General features: G+C 45.8%; 26 protein-coding genes. 11 read left to right on the top strand and 15 right to left on the bottom strand.

Annotated features, from left to right (window positions below; all coding sequences use genetic code 11):
• The 4 genes from tssD (LZG94_RS22650) (at position 1) to LZG94_RS22635 (ending at position 3,415) form a co-directional block, all read left to right on the top strand.
• Positions 1-501: a type VI secretion system tube protein TssD gene (tssD, locus tag LZG94_RS22650; RefSeq protein ID WP_233793968.1), complete on the top strand. Its 501-nt coding sequence runs from the start codon at positions 1-3 to the stop codon at positions 499-501.
• Positions 501-2,342: a type VI secretion system Vgr family protein gene (locus LZG94_RS22645; RefSeq protein WP_233793967.1), complete on the top strand. Its 1,842-nt coding sequence runs from the start codon at positions 501-503 to the stop codon at positions 2,340-2,342. The genes tssD (LZG94_RS22650) and LZG94_RS22645 overlap by 1 nt, the downstream gene beginning before the upstream one ends.
• Positions 2,343-2,385: 43 nt before the next feature.
• The gene (tssD, locus tag LZG94_RS22640) at positions 2,386-2,802 is read left to right on the top strand and encodes a type VI secretion system tube protein TssD (protein ID WP_215236258.1); all 417 of its coding nucleotides are present in this window, start codon (positions 2,386-2,388) and stop codon (positions 2,800-2,802) included.
• An 85-nt stretch (positions 2,803-2,887) separates the two neighbouring features.
• Positions 2,888-3,415 (top strand): hypothetical protein, encoded by a 528-nt coding sequence (locus tag LZG94_RS22635; protein WP_233793966.1) that lies wholly within the window; start codon positions 2,888-2,890, stop codon positions 3,413-3,415.
• A gap of 3 nt (positions 3,416-3,418) precedes the next feature.
• Here LZG94_RS22635 and LZG94_RS22630 read toward each other — a convergent pair whose 3' ends face one another.
• Entirely contained in the window at positions 3,419-4,186 is a 768-nt protein-coding gene (locus tag LZG94_RS22630) for a TssN family type VI secretion system protein (RefSeq protein ID WP_233793965.1), read from the bottom strand.
• 77 nt (positions 4,187-4,263) lie between these two features.
• On the opposite strand from LZG94_RS22630, the gene LZG94_RS22625 reads away from it, so the two are divergent.
• From LZG94_RS22625 to LZG94_RS22600, 6 genes are all read left to right on the top strand, one after another.
• Positions 4,264-4,692 carry a GPW/gp25 family protein gene (locus tag LZG94_RS22625; RefSeq protein ID WP_233793964.1) on the top strand — a complete coding sequence of 143 codons (429 nt, stop codon included), beginning with the start codon at positions 4,264-4,266 and terminating at the stop codon, positions 4,690-4,692.
• 413 nt (positions 4,693-5,105) lie between these two features.
• Positions 5,106-6,884, top strand: coding sequence for a type VI secretion system baseplate subunit TssF (locus LZG94_RS22620; protein WP_233793963.1), 1,779 nt, complete (start codon positions 5,106-5,108; stop codon positions 6,882-6,884).
• Positions 6,885-6,893: 9 nt separating this feature from the next.
• Entirely contained in the window at positions 6,894-7,790 is an 897-nt protein-coding gene (locus tag LZG94_RS22615) for a hypothetical protein (RefSeq protein WP_233793962.1), read from the top strand.
• Between the two features lie 143 nt (positions 7,791-7,933).
• Entirely contained in the window at positions 7,934-8,278 is a 345-nt protein-coding gene (locus LZG94_RS22610; protein ID WP_233793961.1) for a hypothetical protein, read from the top strand.
• Between the two features lie 125 nt (positions 8,279-8,403).
• Complete coding sequence (gene secDF / locus LZG94_RS22605) at positions 8,404-11,370, top strand: protein translocase subunit SecDF (protein ID WP_233793960.1); 2,967 nt, start codon at positions 8,404-8,406, stop codon at positions 11,368-11,370.
• Positions 11,371-11,490: 120 nt separating this feature from the next.
• Positions 11,491-12,942 carry an amino acid permease gene (locus LZG94_RS22600; protein ID WP_215236266.1) on the top strand — a complete coding sequence of 484 codons (1,452 nt, stop codon included), beginning with the start codon at positions 11,491-11,493 and terminating at the stop codon, positions 12,940-12,942.
• A 113-nt stretch (positions 12,943-13,055) separates the two neighbouring features.
• Here LZG94_RS22600 and LZG94_RS22595 read toward each other — a convergent pair whose 3' ends face one another.
• The 8 genes from LZG94_RS22595 to recQ all read right to left on the bottom strand — a co-directional run bounded on the left by LZG94_RS22595 (position 13,056) and on the right by recQ (position 21,786).
• Positions 13,056-13,328, bottom strand: a complete 273-nt coding sequence (locus LZG94_RS22595; RefSeq protein WP_233793959.1) for a hypothetical protein — start codon at positions 13,326-13,328, stop codon at positions 13,056-13,058.
• Positions 13,329-13,455: 127 nt separating this feature from the next.
• On the bottom strand, positions 13,456-13,668 hold the full coding sequence (locus tag LZG94_RS22590; RefSeq protein ID WP_233793958.1) for a hypothetical protein: 213 nt from the start codon (positions 13,666-13,668) through the stop codon (positions 13,456-13,458).
• A 432-nt stretch (positions 13,669-14,100) separates the two neighbouring features.
• Positions 14,101-14,307 carry a hypothetical protein gene (locus LZG94_RS22585; protein ID WP_215236267.1) on the bottom strand — a complete coding sequence of 69 codons (207 nt, stop codon included), beginning with the start codon at positions 14,305-14,307 and terminating at the stop codon, positions 14,101-14,103.
• Between the two features lie 179 nt (positions 14,308-14,486).
• On the bottom strand, positions 14,487-15,686 hold the full coding sequence (lhgO, locus tag LZG94_RS22580; RefSeq protein ID WP_233794135.1) for an L-2-hydroxyglutarate oxidase: 1,200 nt from the start codon (positions 15,684-15,686) through the stop codon (positions 14,487-14,489).
• Positions 15,687-15,730: 44 nt separating this feature from the next.
• Positions 15,731-16,924: an anhydro-N-acetylmuramic acid kinase gene (locus tag LZG94_RS22575; RefSeq protein ID WP_233793957.1), complete on the bottom strand. Its 1,194-nt coding sequence runs from the start codon at positions 16,922-16,924 to the stop codon at positions 15,731-15,733.
• 81 nt (positions 16,925-17,005) lie between these two features.
• Entirely contained in the window at positions 17,006-18,115 is a 1,110-nt protein-coding gene (locus tag LZG94_RS22570; RefSeq protein ID WP_233793956.1) for a regulatory iron-sulfur-containing complex subunit RicT, read from the bottom strand.
• A 117-nt stretch (positions 18,116-18,232) separates the two neighbouring features.
• On the bottom strand, positions 18,233-19,522 hold the full coding sequence (gene purD / locus LZG94_RS22565; protein WP_233793955.1) for a phosphoribosylamine--glycine ligase: 1,290 nt from the start codon (positions 19,520-19,522) through the stop codon (positions 18,233-18,235).
• A 53-nt stretch (positions 19,523-19,575) separates the two neighbouring features.
• Entirely contained in the window at positions 19,576-21,786 is a 2,211-nt protein-coding gene (gene recQ, locus LZG94_RS22560) for a DNA helicase RecQ (protein WP_233793954.1), read from the bottom strand.
• 93 nt (positions 21,787-21,879) lie between these two features.
• Between recQ and LZG94_RS22555 the strand changes: the two genes are divergently transcribed.
• Complete coding sequence (locus LZG94_RS22555; RefSeq protein ID WP_233793953.1) at positions 21,880-22,854, top strand: SIS domain-containing protein; 975 nt, start codon at positions 21,880-21,882, stop codon at positions 22,852-22,854.
• Positions 22,855-22,920: 66 nt separating this feature from the next.
• Here LZG94_RS22555 and LZG94_RS22550 read toward each other — a convergent pair whose 3' ends face one another.
• From LZG94_RS22550 to LZG94_RS22530, 6 genes are all read right to left on the bottom strand, one after another.
• Positions 22,921-23,397, bottom strand: a complete 477-nt coding sequence (locus tag LZG94_RS22550) for a DUF4293 domain-containing protein (RefSeq protein WP_233793952.1) — start codon at positions 23,395-23,397, stop codon at positions 22,921-22,923.
• Positions 23,398-23,466: 69 nt separating this feature from the next.
• Positions 23,467-24,777 carry a 30S ribosomal protein S12 methylthiotransferase RimO gene (gene rimO / locus LZG94_RS22545; protein ID WP_233793951.1) on the bottom strand — a complete coding sequence of 437 codons (1,311 nt, stop codon included), beginning with the start codon at positions 24,775-24,777 and terminating at the stop codon, positions 23,467-23,469.
• Positions 24,778-24,911: 134 nt separating this feature from the next.
• Positions 24,912-25,196, bottom strand: coding sequence for a type II toxin-antitoxin system RelE/ParE family toxin (locus LZG94_RS26595; RefSeq protein WP_409013356.1), 285 nt, complete (start codon positions 25,194-25,196; stop codon positions 24,912-24,914).
• An 11-nt stretch (positions 25,197-25,207) separates the two neighbouring features.
• Positions 25,208-25,387: a hypothetical protein gene (locus tag LZG94_RS22540; RefSeq protein ID WP_233793950.1), complete on the bottom strand. Its 180-nt coding sequence runs from the start codon at positions 25,385-25,387 to the stop codon at positions 25,208-25,210.
• A gap of 24 nt (positions 25,388-25,411) precedes the next feature.
• Positions 25,412-26,374 (bottom strand): signal recognition particle-docking protein FtsY, encoded by a 963-nt coding sequence (ftsY, locus tag LZG94_RS22535; protein ID WP_233793949.1) that lies wholly within the window; start codon positions 26,372-26,374, stop codon positions 25,412-25,414.
• 134 nt (positions 26,375-26,508) lie between these two features.
• Positions 26,509-26,661: a DUF4295 domain-containing protein gene (locus tag LZG94_RS22530; RefSeq protein WP_167266513.1), complete on the bottom strand. Its 153-nt coding sequence runs from the start codon at positions 26,659-26,661 to the stop codon at positions 26,509-26,511.
• Between the last annotated feature and the right edge of the window lie 2 nt (positions 26,662-26,663).

The following is a 26,663-nucleotide window of genomic DNA, read 5'->3' as shown; positions in this document are numbered from 1 at the left end:
ATGGCTGAGCAGGACGCTACTATCGGAGTCGAGGCGCATTTTACGCTGGACGGGAAGAAATTTCTGGTCAAAAAAGTGTCCTACGGCTGCAACCGCAATGCCGACGAACGCGGAAGTCCGACTGATGCGCCGAAAGCGAGACTAATCAGAATGACGATTTCGCCGACCCAAAACGATGATTTCGCATTGCTGTACGATTGGGCATTTAAAAACGACCGGCAGCTGAGCGGGCAGATCGAGTTCAAGTATGACAACGATTCACAGCTATTGCGGAAAATGGAGTTTGAGGACGCGTATTGTGTGGGTTTCAGGGAATCTTTTGCGGCCCGGCAGTCGACCATGCGGGGATACCAGATTGCGCATGTGCCTAATGCAGAAGACTATATGCCGCAGCACAGAGGCAAGGATTATTTCGTGCGTGACAGCAGTCTGGCGCTGGTGTACGAATTGGTGTTGCTCCCGGTAAAAGTGAAAATTGGTCAGGTTGAAATTAAAAGTTAATGGCACGACAGGTTAATACTTCCATTGAGATCGAAGGCGGCGTACAGATCACGCGGCACCTGGGGCTGGTGATCGAGCAGGACCTTTTTGCACACCACTGGTTCGAGCTACTGGTACCGTTTGATCAGCTGGAAGATGCAGGCGAGCATTTTTTCAACAAAGCGCATCGGGCGGTAATGGGCAAAAAGATCACTTTTTCATTTAGCCCGCGGCTTGGCCAGGAATCGTTTGACTTTACATTTCAGGGTATTGTGACCGAGATCCGGCTGCGAAGCCTGAGCGATATGAGCAGCGCATTCGTGCTGAAAGGGTACAGTCCGACGATCGTCATGGAAGATTCGGTTCAGCGGAGGTCGTTTTTGAGAGGTACCGTGCAGGATATATTTAATGCGGTATTGCAGCCTTACCCTCAGAATTTACTCAGAAAGCAGCTTAATCCTGAAAACGGCGGCCGTGCAGTGCCTTTCACCCAATATAATGAGAGCAATTACAAATTTCTGAGCCGCGTTGCTGATCGCTGCTGCGAGTGGTTTTACTATAACGGTCGCGAGCTGGTACTGGGCCACGGAAACGGCGGGGCGGAAGTTGATTTTCTGGTCGACGGCTTGCAGAATTTCGATGTTGCATTGAAGCTGCAACCGGCTGCATTCAGTTTTGAGGGATACAATTATACAGTTCCGGAAGCTTTTACGGGACAATCTGCCCAGCAGCAGGTCGACGGGCTTACTTCGCTCAGCGAGTTTGCATTGGAACAATCGGACACCCTTTTTGCTCAAACGGCATTGCTTCCTGCACCGGAAATTATCAGCGGACAGAGTGAAGTGGACGAACTTACGAAAATGGAACGCTCGGCGCGGGTTACTTCCATGGTCGATTTCAGAGGCAGCGGCGAAACGCCCACGATCAGCGTCGGGACAGTACTGGCCGTAAAAGGGCAGCGACTGAATGAGCGCGGGGAAGCTTATGAGGAGAATTTTGGGAAATACCGGGTGGTGCACATTCGCCACGAGATCAATACGGCCGGGAGTTACCAGAATAGTTTTAATGCAGTTCCCGAATCGGCGCAGCATCCTCCTAATAATCCTTTTGTAACCAATCCGCTGGGCGAAACCGAGCAGGCGGAGGTGATCGCAAATGATGATACTGACCAGCTGGGGCGCGTGCGGGTGAAATTCTTTTGGAGCCAGTCGCGACAGCAGGACCAGGAATCGATCTGGATGCGGGTTGGTACCATGCACAATTCACAGGGTAGAGGGACCAATTTTGTGCCGGAGATAGGGGCGATGGTGATGATCGGTTATGAAGGAAATTTAGCCGAAAATCCTTTTGTACTCACAAGTCTTTACCCAAAGCCCGAAGAGGATATTGCTTATACCTCGGATAATAACGACGTGAAAATCATCGCCACGCGGTCGGGTAATATGGTTGTCTTTTTGGATAAAGACGGGGATGCGAAAATTCAGATCAGCAACCGGAATAAGCTGGATACTTTCCTGCAATTCAGTTTTAAGGACGATGGTGAAATAAAAATGCAGGTCGAAAATGGGCTTGTCCATATTAAATGCAAAGACCTGAATGTGGAAGCATCGAATAACATTTCTATGAATGCGAATTCCAGTTTCGATGTGCAGGCCGGGCAAATTTCGATGAAAGCCAGCCAGGATATCAAGCTGGAAAGCGGGACGGCGACCGACATCAAAGCTGGTACCGAGCTGAATGCAGAAAGTACCGCAAGTGCAAATATTAAAGGAGCCACAATGACCGTGGAAGGAGACGCAAGCACAGATATTAAGTCGAGTGGATTGATCAATGTCCAGGGGTCTCTAATCAAATTAAATTAATATATCCATAATCTATTCTTTTCACTTTTAAACAATTACAACTATGCCAGCTTCAAGTTTTGACGCCTATTTTACCTGGGACGGTGGTCCATCCGGCGACGGTATTTCAGTGATTTCATGCAACTATTCCTTATCCCAGTCGATAGACGATAAAGGCCGCGTTTCTTCCAAAGTTTACGGCGGAACTGTATTCGTGCAGGTGGATTCGTCGAGCGTTTCCGAAAGCCAGAGCCTGTGGGAATGGATGGTAGATCCGGACGGAAAAAAGTCGAGCGCGAAGATCGTTTTCAAGAATGTTGACGAAGAGCAGACTCAGAAAGAACTGGAACTGACCGACGTGTATTGCGTGCAGTACAGCGAGAGTTTCATCGAAACGGGCTCGATGCCGATGACAACAAGCCTCACTTTGTCGGCGCGGGAAGTAAAGCTTTTCGGTACGCCGCACGTCAATCGGTGGTAATAAGGCTTTCGGCCGTCACGCCCTGCGTGGCGGCCGAAATGCTTTTTCAGAGTTATTAAGATGATTTTATTTAACCCAAACAGGAATGGCTAATCTTAAAGATGAAATTGTCTCTTTCCTAAGACACGATCCGGTTGTTAGCCTGATTAATTTTGAATTGAGAGGAAACCCGATCCGTTCGGATATGTACCTGGCAATTGCGGATAGAATTGAGTCTGGAGTAATCAAGTTGCAAATGAAAACTGTCAAAGGGCGGGGAGGCAGTTATTTACACAATCAAATCACGCTGCCGGTCGGATTCAAGTTAAATAATTATGCTAATAAGAGTATTGTCATACACGAATGCACGCACGCAATCATTGACTATCACGGGATTGGGAGACACGATTTTGCAGAGGAGGAGGCTTGCGCTTATACCGCTGCTGGCGTTTACTGGATGTATTACAATCAGTTTACCCTCAATTTTAAATATCAGACTAAAATAGCGGCCAGTATTACAATCGATGGGGTTTATCGCGTCGATAATCAGGATGCATCAAGCCTGATGACGGAAATCAGGCAAAGTGATTCATACAAAGGATATAGCGAGTACGATTCCCGGCAAAACTGGTAACGATCAGCCTCTTACTGCTACTATCGTCTCATTATCCAGCACATTGTTGGCTTGAAAAGTAAGATCGGGATCCATGTATTTTCGGCGCTTGTACCAGGGGCTTTTTTTGTAGAATAACCAACCATAAGGCGCGCCGTCCGGCGAAAGATATTCAACCGGGCTGCCGGGATTACGGTCGTTGTAATCATTTAAGAAAATAAAGAAAAGCTCGCCGAAGAGCATTGCATTCGGTGCTTTTGCCCGGAAGTTCGTGAATGCAGTTTCATTGACCTTTTTAGTAAACTCAAACTGAATAACCAGTACCCTGGATAGGTCCAGCAGATCCATATCCGGCAGCGGCTGACCAACCGGGTAATACCATTTTTTGTATTCTTTTAAAGGGATTTCAAGATAATTCTGATAAACCCGCGAAACGAAGATCGGGAACAGGAAACCAACCAGTGCTGTGGCCATTCCTACCCCCTTGGAAAGATCCTGAGCGAGTTTATGGTATAGAAAAATAATGGCCAGCGCGGCAAGCAGTGAGATTAGTAAGGTAAAACCTATCGCTTTCGCAGAACGGTTTTCGAAAAGATGTTCAAACCATTGCGACAATAAATACACATGCAATACACCGAGCACCAGAAAACTGACCATCGCCATCGGGTAAGCGTCGCGGTAATCGACGATCCAGAAACCCAGCGCCCCGACCAGCAACAATATAGCAACTACGACCAAAGCATATAGTACTTGCAGCCGCTGCGTGGGGGTTTTTACAAAAGGAAGGTTCATTCGGTTCAGGGACAGTTGAATATGAGGCAAAAATAAGATACACTTTCATTAAAGCAACCACATTTTATTAAACGCCGATGGAAGATCAGAACTATGCATTGCCACTCGCGCTCGACCGCATTGTTTCGGGCAAAAATCATCCCAAATGTTCCGAGCGCGAGGCTATACATCAGCATTTGTATTTGCTGATGGTTACGCACTTCAACGAGTCGCGTTTTGACAGCGGCTACGGCTGTGCACTCTGGGAGCATGATTTTTCAGTTTTATCACAAATAAAATGGAAAGACCTGATCCGCGAGTCGCTCGAAGAAGCTGTGAGCAAATACGAAACGCGGCTTACTAATACTAAAATAAGGGTGGAAGTGGAGGAATTCGAAATGCTTTCAAAAAGCACCAACTATATCCGCAAAAGGATCGGAATAGAGATCAAAGCCACAATCCGCCGAACCAACGAGCATTTCGTGTTTTTTGAAAGGATATTTATTTCGCCTTTGTCGATTGAGTGAGGGGGATGGTATTGTTCGGGGTGGATCGGAATGGTTCGGAGTAGATCGAAATGGATTGGGGTTGTTCGGGGTTGTCATTGATGGTCATTTTTGGTCATTTATTGTTTGGGTGGATTGGGGTCGTCATTTTTCGTCATTTATTGGTCGGGGTGGATCGGGGTTGTTCGAGGTTGTTATTTATAGTCAAACAGCATTTTCAAACCACTCCGAACCATTCCTAACGTTCAAACCACTCTGAACTATCTCGAACAATCCCGAACCACTCCGAACCATTTCCAACAATCCCGAACCATTCCAAACAATCCCGAACCACTCCGAACCATTTCCAACAATCCGAACCATTCCAAACAATTCCAAACCACTCCCAACAATCCCGAACCATTTCCAACAACTCCCACCATAACCCCACAGACATGCAAACAGCCAACTATACAAAAGAAAACATCTCCCGTCGCTTGTTGCGGCGCTCGGCGGAGCTTTGGGGGTTGGATGAATCTAAAATAGACCAGTTCGACCCGCTGGTGAGGCTTTTGATCGAGGCTTGCTCGGTCGAATTCGAGAAGATAGGGCACGAGATCGAAGGTACTGAGCTGCGTTTGATGACGCGCCTGGCGGAAGTTTTATCACCCCAAATACAAAATAGCCCGCAACCCTGCGCTGCTATCGCGCAAGCCCGGCCGGTGGAGCCGCTTGGCTGGACGGAGCGGGAAAACCAGTTTGTATGTAAGCGGCCCAATGCACGGAAAGGAGAGTCGAATGAGCTGTTTTTTGCTCCGGCGGGCAGCTATTCACTCGTCAATGCGGCCGTGGCCAGTTATGCTACTCCGGCTGGATTATATGCACTGGAAAAAGGAGCAAGAATCTTGACTGCCAACAGCCGGTCGCATGCAGGTGCCGAACAGGCTTTGTGGATCGGATTGGAAGTGGATCCGGGCGTTACTTCGTGGAACGGATTCCGGTTTTTTATAGATTGGATCAACGATATAAAGGGATACGATTACCGCGAATTTCTTCCCAAAACCACCTGGGAGGCAAATGGCAGGGTACTGAATACGTGGACAGGCTTGCAGGAAGACGCCGACCACCAGCTTTTGCTTTACAGCGACAATTTTGTGAATCTGGCCAGTGATGAAGTTTGGGAAAAAGGAAAATTGGAAACCTCATTGTACCCGCCTGAATTTGAGCAGCAGTTTGACAGCCGCACTTTGCAAATGCTCAAAAAGCCGCTTACGTGGATCAAAGTGAAATGGCCGTCGTCGTTTCCGGCAGCGGGTTTTGAAAATATAACAGTGGCGATCAATGCATTTCCGGTATTGAATATGCAGCTTCATAAGTTCACCTACCGATTGCAGCCCGGATTGAACGGGATCGCGCTGCCTTCGAGCGACGCATTTCTTATGGTCAACTCGGTGATCAACCAGAAAAACCAGGCTTACGCGCCTTCGGGGAAAGCCACTTATTCGGACGAAGAAACGGTGGGTACATACACCGTCCGGCACCAGGGAGTAGGCCGGTTTGATGAGCGCAATGCGAAGGCGGTTTTGTATCATTTAATGGAATTGCTGAAAGATGAGGTAACTGCATTCAATGCGGTGGGGGAGGATTTTCTGGCTTCGCTGCTGCGGGAAATAGCACAGAATATGGCGCGGATCGAGCAGAAATTGGGCGTGAAAAAAGCGAGCGAAACGACCGCGCAGCCTTTTCTGGTGATCAAGGGCGAGAAAAATCCTGACGTACTTTTCATTTCCTACTGGACTACTACTTCTGAAACTGCCAACGGAATTTCGGCGGGTACCAAAATGCAGACTTACAGCGCCTCGGGCCTGAGTAGCGCGGACACGATTTTACTGACCAAAACTGCGGGAGGAAAACCCAAGCCGGAAGAAACGGAATATGTACAGCAGCTCCGAAAAAACCTGATTACGGGCAACCGGCTGGTCACGCTGGAAGATATTCGCGCATTTTGTTTTGGCGAAATGGGTGATCGGCTGTCGGGTGTGGATGTTAGGTCTGGTTTTATGCCGGGTAATTTGCCCGGGCAGGGATTTTTGCGTTGCCTGATCGTGGATTTGAAGCCTGCCCTGCATGTGAGCAACGATTCGGAATGGCGTGATGCTTGTCAGCTTTTACAATTAAAAATCCAGCGGCGCTCTACGGGAATGTATCCGGTAAAGGTTTTGGCAAATAAATAGACTACAAAAATGCTGGCGGAACATCAAAGTGATCTCAGTGCAGAATTCGTCGCGGGTTCGTGGCTGGAAGAAGGTATTGCAGAGGACAAAATTCTATTCAAGCCGCTCGGCTCTTTCAAAAGGCGCAGCCACGCGGATGTTGAATTTGTGGGTGAGGCAGAGCTGGGGAATTTTGAGGGGAAGATCATAGCGTCGAATAGGAACGGGATTTACGACCATTTACCCGAACAGCTCTTCCATTTGCCTTCTTCCGGCTCGATCAATACTTTGAAAAAAAAGGTCGACGAAATCAGGCTGCAGCGGGAAAAAGAGCAAAAATCGAGGCTGTTCTTTTTGCCGCTGGAACACGAATTTTTCCTCAACCGGTTGAAGCTGGCGCGTTTGGAACAGCTTGCACACGATCTCGATCCCGATTCGCTCCTGCTGGACGAACTGCGTAATTTCTGGCAGGTACCGGCTAAGATCAGTAAGGCAATGCTCGTCAGGCTGGTGCCGGTAATGCCGCTGATCTCAGAGAATAGGGGTGATCTGAAAGTGGCGGGAGAGATATTGTTGGCGGTTTTGGATTATGAGGTGAGTTTCCAAACCTTACCCGCGGGCAGGTTTACAGTACCAGCTGAAACGCGGCTGAATAATGTTTCGGTGGGATTGGATCTTGTTTTGGGCGGTGAGATCGACGTATACAGTCCGAAAATAATAGCAGAGGTACATTTGCCAGATTTAGGCGCATTGGAAAAATGTTTGGAAGACGACGATTTTAATATGCTAATTATCTGGCTGGCAGGCTGGTTTGTTCCGGTAGAATGCGATTTAGAGATTGCATTTTGCCTCCCGCCCGGCGCTTCGCGATTTATTTTTTCCGAAAATGAAACACAGCATTCCCGGCTTGGCTATTCGACGATTTAAAATAAATATTCGAAAGTTGATACAAATTGCAGTTGAAAAATAGTTTGGTATTGTAAATTTTTAGATCAAAATTTGCGGTTCATTAGGAACCCCCTATTCACTTCGTGAGAGCGCAAAGACTTATCAACCAGACAATCAGCTTTATGCTAGCCGCCATGCTTTTGGTGGTAGCAGGCGCGCGGTCTTGGTCTGACTATGCGGAAATAGGTCAAAATTACACGGGTAAGGCGAAGGAAATCGCGCAAAAGAGCGCCAAAGAGCAGGCTTCCAGTCCGGTAGAGGCGAAAGTAAGTACCCTGTCCCTCGACGCGGTTATCACGCCGGCAATTTCATTTGACTTCTCGCATTACTTCTATTTCGTACCTCAGCCCGTCTGGCAATTCGTTGCCACGCAGCTGGCGGTAAGGTTCACATTTCAGGAATCGTTTTTCCTGTTCTCCTACTTCCATCGAATCTTCGGAAGGCTCATAGTCACCAACGCTCCCTGAACCCGGGGAGGCAATTGCTGCATTTTTTATTATTAGAATCTCATTGTCAGCGACTCCGGCGCCTGTATTCAGGTAATCAATCCGTTTTATTCAAGAATTTCAATTAAATTTTTTCAGTTAAAAAAATGACTAATAAGAATGGAATAATAGGGTTAACTATTATAGTTGCCCTCATTAGCGTCTATTATCTGTCTTTTACTTTCGCTTCACGCAGCTTTAAAAGCAAAGCAACTGCCTACGCGACCGATTCAAGAGGAGAAGTAGATATAGCAAAAAAACAGCGTTATGTTGACTCGCTGTGGCGGCAGGAAGTTTACCTTGGTCATACCCTGCAGGAAGTTACAGAACGTGAGCTCAACCTGGGCCTTGATTTGCAAGGTGGTATGCACGTGGTTTTAGAAGTAGCTCCTGCTGACATCTTGAAAGGAATGGCAGGTGGAAACGCACGCAGTTCTGCATTTCAGGCTGCATTGAAAAAAGCGGGTGAGGACAAAGCTGCGAGCAACAGCACTTTTATCAACCGTTTTGCTGCGGCGTATAAAGAAGCGGCGCCGAATACAAGCCTTGCGTCTGTTTTCGCTACCAGCTCAAACCGCGGCAAGATCAGCAGCAATTCATCTGATTCAGATGTAATAAAAATGCTGAATACTGAAGTAAACGGTTCTATTGACCGTGCATTCCAGATCACTTCGGCACGTATCGACAAGTTTGGTGTAACTAACCCGAACATCCAGCGTTTGCCTGGCCAAAACCGTATTTTGGTGGAATTACCAGGTGTGGATAACCCTGAACGTGTTCGTCGCCTTTTGTCCGGCGCTGCGAAACTTGAATTTGCAGAAGTATATCTGACTAACGAACTGGGCGCAGGTCTGGAAGGTCTGGGAAGGTATTTGACGCAACAGGCGGAGGTCGAAAAAGCGAAAAGACCTGCTGCTGCAACCACTGCAAAAGCAGATACGACCAAGAAAACAACTGGTGGCCTGGCTGAGCAGCTGGCACAAAAAAGTGACTCTACTGCAAATGACTCGGCTGCGGTTGCAGCGCAAACTGCTGCGTTGACCAGCTTATTTGTTCCAATGCCGCAAGGTCTGGGTGTTTATTTGAAAGATACTGCGCGCGCAGGAGAAATTCTTCGCCGCCCGGAAGTTCGCTCGCTATTCCCGGCTGACCTGGTTTTCATGTGGGACCGTAAAGGAACCGCTGCCGGAGATAACCAGCTGATCCTGCCATTGTATTTTATCAAAAAGCAAAATGGCGAGGCTGCCATGGAAGGTGACGTGATCGTAGATGCAACGCACGACTACGACGAAAGCGGTCGTCCGGAAGTAACCATGCGAATGAACGGAGAGGGAGCCCGCAAATGGCGCTCACTAACTGCCCGCAGCATTGGCCGCCCGGTTGCGATCATTATCGATAACCTGGTTTACACTGCACCGACGGTACAGGGTGAAATCCCAAATGGTAACTCAAGTATCACTGGTAGCTTCACAGTTGAAGAGACCAAAGATATGTCTAACGTGTTGAAAGCGGGTAAGTTACCTGCTCCGACACACATTGTGGAAGAAGCCGTAGTAGGTTCTTCACTCGGTGCTGAGGCGATCAACGACGGTTTGCTTTCGTCGGCGGTTGGTTTGGTGATTGTACTGGTGTTCATGATCGCTTATTACAGCAAAGCGGGCTGGATCGCTGATATCGCATTGTTGATCAACTTGTTCTTCCTGTTAGGTATCATGGCGTCGCTTGGCGCAGTACTGACACTTTCGGGTATTGCGGGTATCGTCCTTTCGATCGGTATGGCGGTGGATGCCAACGTACTGATCTACGAAGGTATAAAGACGGAACTTGAGGCAGGAAAACCATTTGCCCAGGCAGTTCGCGACGGTTTCAAGAGTTCATTGAGTGCGATTATTGACTCGAACGTAACCACGCTTTTGACAGGTATAATCCTTTACACATTCGGCACAGGATTGGTACTTGGTTTTGCGACTACGCTGGTTTTAGGTTTGCTTACATCTCTTTTCACCGCGATTTTCATCACGCGTCTGCTGCTTGAATATCAGATTAAAAAGGGTAAAACTTTCAACTTCTATACCGGTCTAACGAAGAACTGGTTCAAAGACAACCATTTTGATTTCGTATCTCAGCGTCGCCGTTTTTACATTATATCAAGTGTAATCATTGCGATCGGAATTGGTTCTTTCATATTTAAGGGATTTGGTTTAGGTATTGATTTCAAAGGCGGCCGTTCTTATGTAGTGCGCTTTGAGAACAATGTTGATGCTGATGTTCTGCGTGATAAAATGGATGAAACGCTGGGTTCTGCAACCGAAGTGAAAACTTTCGGTGGACAGGATCAGGTGAAAATTACGACTGCATATCTGATCGAAGAAACTACACCAGACGCAGATCAGCGCGCTGAGGCGAAGGTTATGGAAGCGGTTAAGAAGATGGGTAACAATCCTGCGCAAATCGTAAGCTCCAATAAAGTAGGCCCTACAATGGCGAAAGATACTTTGTGGTCGGCTGTATATGCTGTATTGCTTGCCTTAGGTGCTAACTTTATCTATATCCTGATCCGTTTCAAAAGGGTTGCGTTCAGTTACGGTGCGGTTGTTTCGCTTGCGCACGACGTGGTGATCATTCTTGCGATCTTCTCGCTGTTCAACGGCTGGTTACCTTGGTCACTGGATATCGACCAGGCATTTATCGGAGCGATTTTGACGATGATCGGTTACTCGATGAATGATACCGTCGTAATTTATGACCGTATCCGTGATTACCTGGCAGACGATAAGTCACGTGGCCAGAGCCTGCCGACGGTTATCAACAATGCCTTGAACAGTACTTTGAGCCGGACTGCGGTGACGGGTATCTCTGTAATCCTGGTGTTGATCGTTCTGATGATTTTCGGAGGAGCTGTGATCCGCGGATTTACATTCTGTATGTTGCTTGGGGTAATCGTAGGTACTTACTCTTCACTCTTCGTAGCGGCACCGATCGTGGTTGACCTGCTGCAACGTGATCAGAAGAAAGAGCCTGCACTGGCAGTAGCAGAAACAGCACCAGCGGCACCAAAGAAAGTTAAAGCGTAATAAGTTAGAAGAAAAAAGGGTTAGCATTGTGCTGTCCCTTTTTTTATTTTGTCTTGACAAGTTATCAGCAAATTTTCTTTTAGTTTTATAAGATGTTCATATAACTACACAAAAGAGCTTATGGCAAATCAACTATGGGTTAAAAAGCCCATTGAAAAATTATTAAATGAATCAACAGGCGAAGCCAACCAACTAAAAAGATCACTTGGATCGGCGAGCTTGGTGGCATTAGGAATTGGCGCAATCATCGGCGCAGGACTCTTCTCTTTAACAGGTATTGCCGCTGCGGAACATTCGGGACCTGCAGTAACCATTTCATTCATACTTGCCGCGGTAGGCTGCGGTTTTGCCGGCCTTTGCTACGCCGAATTCGCTTCCATGATTCCGATCGCAGGAAGTGCCTACACTTACTCCTATGCCACAATGGGCGAGTTCGTTGCCTGGATCATCGGCTGGGATTTGGTTCTTGAATATGCATTGGGAGCGGCTACTGTTTCAGTAAGCTGGTCCAGATATCTCCTGGAATTCCTCAGTAAATTTGATATTCACCTTCCCACGCAGCTGGTTTGCTCTCCTTTTGAAGTAGTAACACTTAGCGACGGGACTATTATTGATAACGGAATCGTGAACCTGCCTGCGATCCTGATCGTTTGTCTGCTTTCACTTCTTTTGATCCGTGGTACTGAGGGATCTGCATTCCTTAATAATTTCCTTGTTGTATTAAAAGTGGCGGTTGTTTTGGTATTCATCGGACTGGGCTGGAGCCATATCAACCCGGACAACTATGTGCCTTACATTCCTGAAAACACAGGCGCTTATGAAAACTTCGGCTGGTCTGGTATTGCTACCGGGGCCGCGGTGGTATTCTTCGCATTCATTGGATTTGACGCGGTTTCAACTGCCGCGCAGGAAGCTAAAAATCCCCAAAAAGGAATGCCGATCGGTATCCTTGGATCTTTGGTCGTTTGTACGATTTTGTACGTGCTTTTCGCGCACGTAATGACAGGTTTGGTGAAATACACTGCATTCGCAAATGATGCAAAACCGGCTGCGACTGCCTTTGCGCAAACGGGTTACGATTCCTTACAAACAGCATTGATCATTGCGATTCTGGCGGGTTACACCTCTGTAATGCTGGTCATGCTTTTGGGTCAAAGCCGTGTTTTTTACTCAATGAGCAAAGATGGATTGCTGCCTAAGTTTTTCAGCGAAGTGCATCCTAAATTCAAAACGCCGTTCAAAACCAACATCTTTTTCATGGGCTTCGTGAGCATTTTTGCGGGACTTGTTCCTGTAAGTGACCTGGGGCATATGGTAAGTATCGGAACGCTTTTTGCATTCTGTCTGGTGTGCGTAGGTGTTTGGATGTTGCGCGTTAAAAGGCCTGAGCTTCACCGCTCATTCCGCACGCCGCTGGTACCATTCGTACCGATCATGGGAATAGTGGTTTGTCTTTACTTAATGTATTCACTACCGATCGAAAGCTGGTATCGTCTGGCAATATGGCTTGCAATCGGGTTCGCAGTGTATTTCGGTTATGGTAAAAAGCATAGCAAGATAGGGCAGGAGTAGCTAACAGCTTTTAGCTGTTAGCAGTTAGCTTTTGGCTTTTGAAAATATTAAGTCGTGGTTGTTTCGTAAGAAACGGCCACGACTTTTTTTGTTTTGTTCGTGCCTTTAATTTATCAGTTCCTTTGGTTGCTTTCGCTTAGCTTGGAAATTAATGTGACAGTTCTCAGTTGATTCGCAATATCTACGCGCATTTCCGGAGTTACGTTTTCAAGGTCTTTACTGAACAAAATCGTTTCCACCAACTCATTCATTGAACCAATGATCTGCGAGCATTTATCTGTCAGGAAGAAGTTGCGGATATCCTGCAACATTGCTTGTTGGGTTTCCGATAAATGGGCTTTTGTGCAATTCGCCGGATTGTTTGTTGAATTCTGAAATGTGTTCATACATTTACGAAAGTTTGATTGTTAATTGATTAAACTGGCCCGGGTGACAACGTTTGGAGACAGCAGCATCCGGGTTTTTCTTTATAGTAATTAGTCGAGTTTTCCGACTAATTTTGGATAAATTTTTTTATTTTGGCGTAAAAGTGACAACAGTCTTCACATCCACATCTCCAAATTCTAGTAATATCTCCCTCATTCTTTTTTCAGATATCCCTTGTTGATAAGTGAAATCTTTCCAAGCACTTGTGTACTTTCCTTTTTTAATATCAGGTGCGAGGCCAGGATAAACACTTTTACACCACCACTCAAAGGCTTCTGTTACCGAAGCAAACTTTTTCATTTCTCAAATATACAAATAAGTCCGAAATTCCGACAAGAAGAAAAATTTTAATCAATTACCCGCGACTTCAGTCGGGGGAAGGGCAAGCCAAGCCGGGAATAGTCGACTTTTGTTCCCGCAAAAAAAGCACCCAAGTCAAAAAATTTGAAATACCGCAAGCTTAAAGCTCTTCTCTTTCTTTAATTACCGTCGACTTAAGTCGACGGTAATTGAACACTTATACCCGCGCTAAAACGCGCTTCGAAACGTTTTTCCACAAAAAAACCTTCAGATGGACTAATTAGCCCGAATCCAAAGGTGACAATGTCATTTTTTATTGATGGATAGTCTTCAAAATACCCGGAAGCATTTATGAAATAACAGGAGTAGAGTGCGCCCGAGTCGGTTTTAAAGATATATTCTTCACAATTATCGCTATCCTCTGCTGTATAATCATAAGCCCTTAACAAACCTAACTCCTCTGGCGTGCAATTCATCCTTGGTAATTTTTCCGTCGTGGTACAGATTAACGGATTCCTTATCCGCCATTACTTTTTCAATTAGCCGAGTCAATCGATCGCTTTTCTTTGCACCATCAGCAGCTTCTGCCACAGGTGCGTTTGCCGTTTTGTTCATGGTTTTTTCAATTTCGATTTTCACTTTTCTTGAACGTAGTAAATGGCGGTAACTCATTTTCAGGAGCTTGCCAGCGTGACTAAAATTAGAAAGAATATTTTGATTTATTTAATAACAATCAATTACCCGCGACTTCAGTCGGGGGAAGGGCAAGCCAAGCCGGGAATAGTCGACTTTTGTTCCCGTCGACGGCAATTGAACACTTATACCCGCGCTAAAACGCGCTCCGAAACGGTCTGGCCAATTGACAACGACGAAGTTGCAGCTGGCGAAGGCGCGTTGCAGATATTGATTGCGTTTTTATTCTCGATAATTGAAAAATCATCCAACAAGCCACCATCGTAATCGCAAGCCTGCGCGCGTACTCCGGCGCCGCCAGGAACGAGGTCGTCGCTTTGGATTTCGGGGATAAGTCCCTGTAATGCTTTTGTGAAAGCAGCTTTTGAGAATGAGCGGTAATATTCTCCCATTCCCGTTTTCCAGTATTTCATCGCCACTTTCCGGAAGCCGGGCCACGCGAGGGATTCCATTAATTCGGGAAAATTGATATCCAGCTTGTCGTAACCTTCGCGGCGGAATGCGAAAACTGCATTCGGGCCGGCCTCAATTCCGCCTTCGATCATGCGCGTGAAATGCACGCCTAGAAATGGGAAATTTGGATCTGGAACCGGGTAGATAAGGTTTTTGACGAGGTGATGCTTTTCTGGTTTGATTTTGTAATATTCTCCGCGGAAAGGAATAATCCTAACCTTAATATCCTCCGGCTGAGTAAGTTGTGCGACTTTGTCGGAATATAGGCCGGCGCAGTTCACGATCAGCTTTGTTTCGAAAACTCTCCCGCTCGCAGATACCACTTCGGAATGCGTGGTTTTGCTGCGCACGTCAATCACTTTCTCGCCAAAGCGAATCTCGCCGTCCAGCTTCCGCACGCTCTCAGCGTATTTTTCACAAACAGTTTTATAATCAATAATACCGGTATAAGGGACCCAAATACCTTCCAGGCCTTTCACGTGCGGCTCAATTTCACGGATTTCGCCCTGGGAGATCATTCTGTTTTCGGTCAATCCATTCTGGTTACCTCTTTCAAACAGGTTTCGGAGCAGGGGGCGCTGCTCTTCGGTAGTCGCGACTACAATTTTGCCGCACAAATCGTAAGGTACATTTTCCCGATTGCAGTAGTCGAGTAGCATTTGGTAGCCTCGAATGCAATTGGTCGCTTTCAAACTTCCCGGCTTGTAATATAGCCCGGAGTGGATTACGCCGCTATTGTGACCGGTCTGGTGGTTTGCCACTTCATTTTCCTTTTCGAGCAGTAAAACCTTTAATGCAGGCTTTTGTTCTTTGATGCGAAGTGCAGTAGCGAGGCCGACGATCCCGCCGCCAATAATAGTGATATCGTACATGTATGAAGTCTTATCCAACAGAATTTTTAGTATTAATTTAAATATCAGCCGGGAAAAGAAATTTTGCCCATTGAAATAGAAGGTACTCCTTCTTTTTTACCAAAATCGGAATGCATTCCAGCAACGGTTTCATTAGCTAAAACTGCAAATAAAACAGCCTCCTTCGCATCGCCGGATACGCCCAACTCATCGATCAGGCCAACATCCTGATTTAGATTCTTGCTGATCGCCTGAATTAAAACGCGATTATGTCCGCCGCCTCCGCTAGCGTAAATCCGGTATTCCTGGTCGCTTTCAATCGTTCTTGAAATTGCGTCTGAAATAGTATCCGCACTCAATTGCGTGAGTGTAGCGATCAGGTCGGTGTTTGAAAGCGAAGATAGTCCCGTTTTCTGAATTGCAGTTTCCACATATTCAAAATTGAAAACTTCCGGCCCGGTCGTTTTCGGAAATGGCAGCGTGAAAAATTGCAGCGATTTCAATGCATTTAAAAGCAATTCATTGACAGTACCACTCGCAGCGATCGCACCGTTTTCGTCAAAAGGTTTATTGAAAAGTTTTCGGGTGAAATAGTCAAGAAGCGTGTTCCCAGGGCCGGTGTCGGTGGTGAAAACTGCGGCTGCGTCCAAATGTCCGGGCAGGTAAGTGAAGTTGGCAATACCGCCCATATTCAGCAGAATGCGGTTTTCATCTTTTTTCGAAAACAGAAAATAATCCCCGTAAACAGCCAGCGGCGCACCTTCGCCACCCGCAGCAATATGTTTTTGCCTGAAATCACTGATCGTAATAATGCCTGTTTCCACAGCAATATGATCGCCGTCGCCGATTTGCAAAGTGGCATTCGGGAAGCCGGGTAAGTTGTGTTGTTTTTGAGGTGCGTGAAAAACGGTTTGTCCGTGGCTGGCGATCAAGTCAATATCCGAGGGGGCGATATTCCAGTTTGCCAGCGTTTCCTTAATCATTTTCCCATGCACCAAACCGATGTAGGGATTAAGCAGGACAAGTTGCTGGAAGTCGATTTCCCGTTTCGCAAATATCGTTCTGATCTGGTTACGGAACTGGTCTTCGTAGGGTATTGTAGTGAATTTTTCGAGGGTCGGCACAGTTTCAGTGCCGCTTTTTCGGATATTGCAGAGTGCAATATCCAGTCCGTCAAGCGAAGTTCCGGACATTAATCCAATAATGCGCCTGGATTCACCGCTGGCAATCTGATGCAGTCGCTCTATGTGTTTTTTCATAGATCTATCTAAAAAAAGAAGTCAAGTTCTAAACGGCGACGCCTAGTCTTGACTTCTTGTATATTCATAAATCCAAACAATTTACTTACCCGCCGGTTGGTTTGGTGCCGCAGCTTGTGGCTTGCCTTGCGCGTTCGGATTGTTTTTGTTTTGACCTGATCTGTTTTTCTTTTTCTTCTTTTTCTTTTTCTGCTCCTCGCTGTATTTTTTGTCCAGATTTTCGAGGTCGCTGTTTAATTTATTAGCACCTCTTTCCAGACTTTTTTCTGGCTCGGGAGTCAGTATTTCAAGTGATTCCGGGATAATATCTTTTTTGTTGAGATCAATGATCTGCAACACTTTGTCGATCGCTACCGGGTACCAGTTGGTATCTTTATCAAAACCAAACCACATGATCCGTTTGAAAATATCCGTCTTTTGCAGCGTAGCAATGCCTTTTTTGGTTTTCAAAGGCGCATCTACTGTGGGGATATCCCTTAATGCATCAATGTAAGTTTCGAGCTCGTAATTAAGGCAGCACTTCAATCTGCCGCATTGCCCGGAAAGTTTCGCAGGATTCAGCGACAAATTCTGGTAACGCGCTGCCGAAGTTGAGATATTTTTAAAATCAGTCAGCCAGGTAGAGCAGCAAAGTTCGCGGCCGCAGGATCCTAAACCACCCAGGCGGCTCGCTTCCTGACGCAGACTGATCTGCCGCATTTCAATCCTCACCTTGAATTCCGAAGCCAGACTTTTAATCAGCTCCCTGAAATCCACGCGCTCTTCCGAAGAATAGTAAAACGTCGTTTTTGTATTGTCAGACTGAAATTCTACATCTGACAACTTCATATTCAGCTTCATTTCCCGGATAATTTCGCGGGTACGATAAAGGGTCGGCATTTCGCGGGCCATTGCCTGCGTGTGCTTATCGAGATCCTTTTCCGATGCTACGCGATAAATCACATGCATATCATCGCTGAACACGACGTTTTTCCGTTTCATTTGCAACCGAACAAGCTCGCCCTGCAAAGAAACAGTTCCAATATGCTGGCCAGAGGCCATTTCGCAGACAACATAGTCGCCTGTGATAAATTCCAGTTGATTGATATTACGGAAATACTCTTTTCTCCCTCCCTTGAATTTCACCTCGACAACGTCAAAACGTTGTCCGGTAGGAACATCCATGTGGCTAAGCCAGTCAAAGACATTCATTTTGTTACATCCTCCGGTTCCGCAACCTCCTTTACTTCCACATCCGGATACCGCAGTACCGTCAGTACTGCATCCTCCTGATGAACATGATCCGCATCCCATAATTACTCCTCCTCATCAATCGTTATAACGTATTAAATCAACACCTATATCGTGACGGAAATATTTACCCTCATATTGCACGAGCTGAGCTGCGCGCTGCGATTTATGTACCGCATTTTCGAGTGAATTGGCGAGGCCGGTGAATGCCATAACCCGCCCTCCGTTTGTCACTATTTCGGTATTTTCGTTAAAAGTAGTGCCAGCGTGGTATAAGAACACATCCTCTACTTTTTCACTTCCGGAAATCACCTTTCCTTTTTCATAATCACCAGGATAGCCGCCTGAAACAACTACTGTCGTCACTGCAACCTGTGGTGATATCTGTAGTTCAAAGTCATTCAGGGTACCCTTTGCAGTCGAGGCCATTAACATAGCCAGGTCCGACTGGATCCGCGGAATTACTACTTCCGTTTCAGGATCACCCATACGAACATTGTATTCGATCACGTAAGGTTCGCCTTTTATATTCATTAATCCAATGAAAATAAAACCGACATATTTAATGCCTTCGCTTTTTAGCCCATTAAGCGTCGGTTTGACCACTTTTTCATCAACTTTCCGGAGAAAATTAGCGTCGGCAAATGTAACCGGTGATACTGCACCCATTCCGCCGGTATTCAGTCCGGTATCGTTTTCGCCAATGCGCTTATAGTCTTTGGCCTCTGGTAAAATTTTATAATGCTCTCCGTCGGTCAATACAAAAACGGAAAGTTCAATACCTTTTAAAAACTGCTCGACCACTACTTTGTTACCGGCATCTCCGAATTTTTTATCTACAAGCATTTCACGGAAAGCAGTTTCCGCTTCGGCATATTTTTCTGCGATGATCACGCCTTTTCCGGCAGCGAGTCCATCCGCTTTCAACACGATCGGCAGGGGATGTGCTTCCAGGTATTCCAGTCCTATTTCGAGCGTCTCGGCCGTAAAGGTTTTGGAAGAAGCGGTCGGGATTCCGTATTTCTGCATAAATGCTTTGGAGAAATCCTTACTGCCTTCCAGCTGCGCGCCAGCCTTGTTCGGGCCGATGATCTTTACGTGTGCAAGATTTGCGTTCGCTTCGAAATAATCAACAATACCATTGACAAGCGGCTCTTCCGGGCCCACAATCACAAGCTCGATCTTGTGAGCCAGTACTGCGTCCGCAATTGCATCAAAATCATTGTAAGAAATAGAGAGGTTCGTTGCTACACCTGCTGTACCAGCGTTTCCGGGGGCTACAAACAGGCTGTCACAAAGAGGGCTTTGGGAGATTTTCCAGGCAAAAGCATGTTCTCTTCCGCCGGATCCCAATATCAGTATATTCATAAGCTGTTTTAAAAATTCACTTGGTGGTTGGTGCGTATCAAATTGTGCAGCAACTAGTTAGCTAGTTCAGACAGAAACTTAATGCGCATCAGCCTTAATTCTTCCTCACTGATTTCGTCGTTGGAAAATTCGTCGAGTGCCACGGCGATATTATCAGTTTCGGCGGTCATAAAATAATCGTATATATCCTGTTGCCTTTCGCGGTCGATCACCTGGTTAATATAATAATCCAGGTTCAGCTTTGTGCCCGAATAGCAAATATGTTCAACTTCTTCAATTACATCGGCCAGTTCCAGGTCTTTTACCTCTGCGATCTCGTCCAGACTTACTTTGCGGTCAACCTGCTGAATAATGAAAATCTTAATCTTCGATTTATTAACCGTCGATTTGATAACAACATCTTTCGCAGTTTCGATCTCATTTTCCTCTACATATCTGGTAATGAGATCAATAAACTGGCGGCCGAACTTTTGCACCTTCCCCATTCCGACGCCGTTGATCTGCGCCATTTCCTGTTGGGTGGTCGGGTAGGTCGTCGCCATTTCTTCCAGAGACGGATCCTGAAAAATAACGTAAGGAGGCAGGTTTTTCTCTTTGGCCACCTTCTTCCGAAGTGCCTTCAGCATTCCTAAAAGCGCCTCATCGTATGCGTGGGCACTTCCTGCTGCTGCCGTTTCTTTATCGTCGTCTTCCGGTTTTACTTCCTCTTCTTCAAAATTGTGATCTTTATGCAGCGTAACCTGGTAAGGATCATTTAGATAGTTGGCACCTTTGGTACTCAACCTGATCACGCCGTAGTTCTCAACATCTTTTTCCAGATAATTAAAAATCACCAGCTGACGGATCGTCGAGATCCAGTATTCACGCGATTCATTCAACTCAAGACCCTTGCCGTACACTTCAAGCTTATCGTGCTCGTAGCTTTTTACATATTGATTTTCAGTCGCGGTCAAAAGATCTGCAATGTGCTCACAATCAAAACGCTGCTCGGTCAATGCAACTGCTTTCAACACTAAAACCACATCTTCCTGAACTTTTGATTTTTCAGTTGATTTGATACAGTTGTCACAAAAACCACAGTCTTTGTCAAGATATTCTCCAAAGTAGCTCAGCAACTGCCTTCTCCGGCAAACGCCCAAAGTGGAATATGCCACCATTTCATTCAGCAAGTGGCGCGCATTGTCTCTTTCGGTAACTGTTTTGTCTTTGTTAAATTTTTCTAGTTTCTGAATATCATCATAGCTATAAAACATCAGACAATTACCTTCCAAACCGTCACGCCCGGCACGGCCAGTTTCCTGGTAATAGCCTTCCAGCGACTTGGGAACGTCATAATGTATTACAAAACGCACATCCGGCTTGTCAATACCCATTCCAAATGCTATAGTTGCCACGATCACATCGGCTTCCTCGTTCAGGAATGCATCCTGGTTCGACATTCTAGTATTGCTGTCGAGACCGGCGTGATACGGTAATGCACGTACGTCGTTGACATTAAGCAGCTCGGCAACCTCTTCCACCGTTTTCCGGCTCAGGCAATATACAATACCCGACTTACCCTTATTATTGCGGATGTAGCGGATCAGCTGCTTTTTTACATCCTTTTTCGGACGGATTTCGTAGTAGAGGTTTTTTCTGTTGAATGAAGATTTAAAGGTTTCTGCTTCCTCCATTTGCAGGTTTTTGCGAATATCCTGCTGCACTTTTGGCGTGGCAGTCGCAGTTAATGCAATGATTGGAAGCTGGCCGATATTTTCAATAATTCCGTAAATGCGGCGGTATTCAGGCCGGAAATCGTGGCCCCATTCAGAGATACAATGCGCCTCGTCGATGGCTACAAAGGATATTTTGACCTTTTTCAGGAAGTCCAGATTATCTTCCTTTGTAAGCGATTCCGGCGCGATATAGAGCAATTTCAGGCTTCCGTCAAGCGCATCGGATTTAACGCGCGTCATTTCAGCCTTTGTCAATGTCGAATTTAGAAACTGTGCATTGATACCAAAAGCGGTCAACTGGTCGACCTGGTTTTTCATCAATGCAATAAGAGGTGAAATAACGATCGTCAGCCCGTCGCTGACCAACGCTGGCAGTTGATAGCAAAGCGATTTACCAGCCCCGGTAGGCATGATTACAAATGTATTTTTTCCCAGAAGTATGTTTTGAATAATAACTTCTTGGTCACCCCGGAACTGACTATATCCAAATATTTCTTTGAGTTTTTCTTTTAACGTGTCTAGTACGACATGATCAACCTGCTTTACCATACTCTGTTAACAAAATGGTTATTCCAAACTTCTATATCTTTGTTTTTTGATTTGAATATCCACAATTGTATCCTTTTAAACTGTGTTTCAGATTTGAAATTAATAAAAAATATCCAGTCAATAGCAAAAGAAGTAATACGGCAGGAGGCAGAAGCATTGCACACAATTATTGAACTGATTGATGATGAATTTGAAAACTGCGTATATACTATTTTAAATTCGGGAGGGCGGGTTGTGATTTCGGGAATAGGCAAAAGCGCGATCGTAGGGCAGAAAATCGTAGCTACCTTAAACTCAACCGGAACGCCAGCATTGTTCATGCACGCGGCCGATGCTATTCATGGTGACCTGGGAATGATCCAGGCTAATGATGTGGTGTTGGTTATCTCAAAAAGCGGCGATACGCCGGAGATCAAAGTTTTAATTCCACTGCTGAAAAGAACCGGTGTGAAAATGATCGCGATGGTCAGTAACAAGGATTCTTATCTGGCCAAAAACAGCGACTTTATCCTGCACGCATACGCGCCCAGAGAAGCCGATCCGCTAAACCTGGCGCCAACTACCAGTACGTCCGTTACGATGGCGCTGGGCGACGCTTTGGCTATTTGTTTGCTGGAAGCGCGAGGGTTTACGCACGACGATTTTGCCAAATATCACCCGGGCGGGGCTCTTGGAAAAAGGCTTTATCTGAAAGTCTGCGACCTTTACCCGCACAATGCACTGCCAAGCGTAACAGAAAGTGCTACATTACAGCAGGTTATCCTCGAAATGACTTCAAAAAGGCTTGGGGCAACCGCAGTAATAAAAGGGGAAAATCAAATGGCGGGCATTATCACCGACGGCGATTTACGCCGGATGCTGAAAGAACACGAAGGCGAAAGCTTGCTGAATTTGAAAGCCAGCGACATTATGACGATCGCGCCGGTCACAGTTTCACCAGATGAATATGCGGTGAATGCGTTGGAGATCATGCAGTCGAAGAGTATTACCCAGCTTATTGTCGTTGAAAACAATCAGGTTCTGGGCTTTGTCCACCTGCATGATCTGTTACGCGAAGGATTGGTGTAACATTTCGACTGCCCGGCGGCCCGGTGCGATCAATGTGACAAACATTGCACTCAGGGTAGCAAGCTACTACCTGAATCTTTTGGATTGCTGCACGGTACGTTCATCTTTCCGGATGAAACGGTTGGCGAAAACATTTGCCAGCATTGCTCCTACCAATCCGTAAAAGCCCATATCGTATTTGCCTGGAAGCTCCGGATCAAATAATTTGGCGGCTTTATAGAATGTGAAATAGATCACCAATCCCATCAAAATCGTCATTACAATCGAATTGACTGCACATAATGCCGATTGCAGAACTCTGTTCCGGTACTGGAAAATGGCGTAAGCAGAAATGCCAGCCACCAAAATTGCCAGTGCGATCAAATAATAAACGGGCTGGATATTGGATTGCACGGGAGTAACCTGGTGCGTTAGTTTTGTTGCGGTGAGCAACGCGCTCTGATCTCCCGAGAGCGACATTTTATTCCAAATCGGGAAAGCAAGGAACATGCCCATTCCGATTACTGCAATAGCTAGAAAAACAGTTTGTACTCTTTGTAACATTTCTTTTAAATATTATTATTCAAAATTCTGAAAGGCAAATTTAGTAAGACTAACCCAGCGGCGAAAATATCAGGAGACAACTTCACCGTAGAGGTCAAATTCTTCTGCATTATTAATTTTAACGTTCGCAAAATCGCCTAACCTAACATATTGACTAGCTGGAACAAGTACTTCGTTGTCCACCTCCGGCGAATCGAATTCAGTCCTTCCGATAAAGTGTCCGCCTTCTTTCCGATCGAACAAAACTTTGTAGGTATTCCCGATTTTCGGCTGGTTCAATTCATAGGAGATTCCCTGCTGCAATTCCATGATCGCATCGGCGCGTTCCTGTTTGATTTCGGCAGGCACATTATCTTCCAAAGTATACGAATGTGTATTGTCTTCGTGTGAATATTGGAATGCGCCCAGACGGTCGAAACGCAGTTTTTCTACAAAATCATAAGTTTCATCAAAAAGCGCTTCCGTTTCGCCCGGGTGCCCCACGATCAATGTCGTGCGCAATGTGATTCCGGGTACTTTTTCACGGATACTGTAAATCAGCGCCTCTGTTTTCTCTCGCGTAATACCTCTGCGCATTGATTTCAAAATCTCGGTAGAACCCGTTTGCAGCGGCATATCAAGGTATTTGCAAACATTGCTGCGCTCATTCATGATATCGAGAATATCCATTGGGAAACCGGCAGGATACGCGTATTGCAGCCTGATCCACTCGATTCCTTCCACATCTGAAAGCTGGGCGATCAGGTCGGAGAGGTTTCTTTTTTTGTAAATATCAAGACCGTAATAAGTCAGGTCTTGCGCAATGAGGATCAGCTCTTTGGTACCTCGTTTCGCAAGTGATTTTGCCTCTTTCACCAACTCGTCTATCGGGCGGGAAATATGTCCGCCGCGCATAATCGGTATCGCGCAAAAGCTGCACGGGCGATCGCAACCTTCGGCGATTTTAAGGTAAGCGTAATGTGTTGGAGTTGTTAATAAACGTTCGCCGACCAGCTCGTGTTTGTAATCTGCTTTGAGCGTTTTGAGCAATCGGGGCAGTTCATTTGTTCCAAACCACGCGTCGACTGTTGGGATTTCTATCGAAAGTTCATCTTTGTAACGGTGTGACAAACAGCCGGTAACATAAACTTTATCCACCATTCCCGCCGCTTTTGCATCGGCATAGCGTAGAATGGTATTGATCGATTCTTCTTTGGCATTGTCAATAAACCCGCAGGTATTAATCACAACGATCTGCGAATCGTCTCTTTTCGACTCGTGAGCGACGGCAAAACCGTTACCCTTCAACTGAGTATACAATAATTCCGAGTCCACCACATTCTTGGAGCAGCCCAGCGTGACGATATTGACTTTGTTTTTTACTATTCCTTTGGTTTTCATTGAGATTAGCTACCAGCGGTTGGCTTTTAGCTATTGAGCGTAAATAAAAGATGCCGTAATCAAATGATTGAAACTGAACGGCAAAACGGAGCGCAAAGTTCGGAAAAATTAGGCAGAATAGCGACTTCTAGCGACTAAGGTAATTTGATTCGCCGGGCTAGTTTTAGTTTGGCTACGCTGCGACTTGAATGCATTATCGTTAAGATTTCGATCTGCATGCTGGCAATCCTGTAAATAACCAGATAATTTTTGAAGCGAAGGTTACGGTATTTCTTAGACACTGTTTTTAAGTATCGGCATTCCGGATTCCGCAAATAACTAACGGAAAGCTTTGTGATTTCAGCAAATAATTCTTCCAGGAAGTCAGTGGCTGACTCATAAGAGTATGTTTCTACACCATACGCATATAGTTGTTCCAAATTTTCCAGTGCTACTTTGCTGAATGCGACTTCTCGTATTTCGACTTCCAATTTGCGATAAATTGAGCTGTTTCATTTACAGCGTAAAAGGGCCCTTTTTCGGCCTCTTTTACACTGCGCAAGAATTCTTCTTCACTCAAAGGAACGCCTGGAGTAGCTAAGTTTTTTTTCGGTGGCTGGATTTTGCCCATACCCAAATTTATTAAAAATAGTCATCAACCTATTTTCTTAAACAAAGAATCTACAAACTCAGCCCGGTCAAATACTTGTAAATCATCCATTTTCTCGCCTACTCCGATGTATTTCACAGGAATCTTGAATTCGTCGGAAATACCGATCACTACTCCGCCTTTTGCAGTTCCGTCCAATTTGGTAATAGCCAGGGCAGTGATTTCAGTTACTTTGGTAAACTCACGTGCCTGAATCACAGCGTTTTGTCCTGTACTTCCGTCTAACACGAGAAGAACTTCGTGCGGCGAGTCGGGGATGATCTTTTGCATGACGCGCTTGATCTTCGAAAGCTCATTCATGAGATTGACTTTCGTATGCAAACGTCCCGCCGTATCAATGATAATCACGTCGGCACCTATTTCGCTGCCTTTTTTCAATGCGTCGTAAGCAACCGCCGAAGGGTCGGTATTCATTCCGTGGTCGATCACAGGAACGTCAACTCTTTTCCCCCATAATTTCAACTGGTCTACTGCCGCTGCACGGAATGTATCTGCTGCGCCGAGTACAACCTTGTGCCCGCGCTGGTGAAACTGATGTGCCAGCTTACCGATCGTAGTCGTTTTACCAACACCATTTACACCTACGACCATAATTACGAAAGGTTTTGGTAAATGCTGGGTTTCAAAACTGTCTTTAATATCAACGGATTTATTCTCTGTAAGCAGCGCTGCGATTTCTTCCCGGAGAATACTGTCCAGCTCGGCAGTAGTCGCGTATTTGTCTCTTGCAACGCGTTCTTCAATGCGTTTGATCACCTTCACGGTAGTTTCCACACCCACATCTGAACTGACCAGAATATCTTCCAGTTCGTCCAGAACATCCTCATCAATAGTGGTTTTACCCACAATAGCGCGTGAAAGTTTGCCAAAGAAGCTGTCTTTGGTTTTTTCAAGACCTTTATCTAATGTTTCTTTTTTTTCCTTCGAAAAAAAGCCGAATAAGCTCATAATCCATATATGTTAACGGACCAAAAATAAAACAAAAAAAGTCCCAACAGGGACTTTTTAGTAATACAATATCACACTTCGGCTTCGCTCAGTGGGATAAATGCGATCAATGTCAGTCTGAGCGCAGCCGAAGACTAGTTTTTCAAAGCGCCTTGAACACCGTCAAGGGGAACAATTTCTTCTTTGAAGGTGTAAGCTCCGGTTTTTGGAGATCTTACGGCTTTGATCACTTTCGCGAATGCTTTACCGCCTTCTTTTTTCAGGGTAGCAACTACTTTCTTTGCCATGT

This window comes from Dyadobacter sp. CY343 (assembly GCF_021390335.1).
Lineage (GTDB): Bacteria > Bacteroidota > Bacteroidia > Cytophagales > Spirosomataceae > Dyadobacter.
This window is presented reverse-complemented; position numbering and strand designations above follow the sequence as displayed.

Bases quoted from the DNA above. Each gene is read 5' to 3' on its own strand.
- tssD (WP_233793968.1), top strand. From the start codon at position 1: ATGGCTGAGCAGGACGCTACTATCGGAGTCGAGGCGCATTTTACGCTG.
- LZG94_RS22645 (WP_233793967.1), top strand. From the start codon at position 501: ATGGCACGACAGGTTAATACTTCCATTGAGATCGAAGGCGGCGTACAG.
- tssD (WP_215236258.1), top strand. From the start codon at position 2,386: ATGCCAGCTTCAAGTTTTGACGCCTATTTTACCTGGGACGGTGGTCCA.
- LZG94_RS22635 (WP_233793966.1), top strand. From the start codon at position 2,888: ATGGCTAATCTTAAAGATGAAATTGTCTCTTTCCTAAGACACGATCCG.
- LZG94_RS22630 (WP_233793965.1), bottom strand. From the start codon at position 4,186: ATGAACCTTCCTTTTGTAAAAACCCCCACGCAGCGGCTGCAAGTACTA.
- LZG94_RS22625 (WP_233793964.1), top strand. From the start codon at position 4,264: ATGGAAGATCAGAACTATGCATTGCCACTCGCGCTCGACCGCATTGTT.
- LZG94_RS22620 (WP_233793963.1), top strand. From the start codon at position 5,106: ATGCAAACAGCCAACTATACAAAAGAAAACATCTCCCGTCGCTTGTTG.
- LZG94_RS22615 (WP_233793962.1), top strand. From the start codon at position 6,894: ATGCTGGCGGAACATCAAAGTGATCTCAGTGCAGAATTCGTCGCGGGT.
- LZG94_RS22610 (WP_233793961.1), top strand. From the start codon at position 7,934: ATGCTAGCCGCCATGCTTTTGGTGGTAGCAGGCGCGCGGTCTTGGTCT.
- secDF (WP_233793960.1), top strand. From the start codon at position 8,404: ATGACTAATAAGAATGGAATAATAGGGTTAACTATTATAGTTGCCCTC.
- LZG94_RS22600 (WP_215236266.1), top strand. From the start codon at position 11,491: ATGGCAAATCAACTATGGGTTAAAAAGCCCATTGAAAAATTATTAAAT.
- LZG94_RS22595 (WP_233793959.1), bottom strand. From the start codon at position 13,328: ATGAACACATTTCAGAATTCAACAAACAATCCGGCGAATTGCACAAAA.
- LZG94_RS22590 (WP_233793958.1), bottom strand. From the start codon at position 13,668: ATGAAAAAGTTTGCTTCGGTAACAGAAGCCTTTGAGTGGTGGTGTAAA.
- lhgO (WP_233794135.1), bottom strand. From the start codon at position 15,686: ATGTACGATATCACTATTATTGGCGGCGGGATCGTCGGCCTCGCTACT.
- LZG94_RS22575 (WP_233793957.1), bottom strand. From the start codon at position 16,924: ATGAAAAAACACATAGAGCGACTGCATCAGATTGCCAGCGGTGAATCC.
- LZG94_RS22570 (WP_233793956.1), bottom strand. From the start codon at position 18,115: ATGAATGTCTTTGACTGGCTTAGCCACATGGATGTTCCTACCGGACAA.
- purD (WP_233793955.1), bottom strand. From the start codon at position 19,522: ATGAATATACTGATATTGGGATCCGGCGGAAGAGAACATGCTTTTGCC.
- recQ (WP_233793954.1), bottom strand. From the start codon at position 21,786: ATGGTAAAGCAGGTTGATCATGTCGTACTAGACACGTTAAAAGAAAAA.
- LZG94_RS22550 (WP_233793952.1), bottom strand. From the start codon at position 23,397: ATGTTACAAAGAGTACAAACTGTTTTTCTAGCTATTGCAGTAATCGGA.
- rimO (WP_233793951.1), bottom strand. From the start codon at position 24,777: ATGAAAACCAAAGGAATAGTAAAAAACAAAGTCAATATCGTCACGCTG.
- LZG94_RS22540 (WP_233793950.1), bottom strand. From the start codon at position 25,387: ATGGGCAAAATCCAGCCACCGAAAAAAAACTTAGCTACTCCAGGCGTT.
- ftsY (WP_233793949.1), bottom strand. From the start codon at position 26,374: ATGAGCTTATTCGGCTTTTTTTCGAAGGAAAAAAAAGAAACATTAGAT.
- LZG94_RS22530 (WP_167266513.1), bottom strand. From the start codon at position 26,661: ATGGCAAAGAAAGTAGTTGCTACCCTGAAAAAAGAAGGCGGTAAAGCA.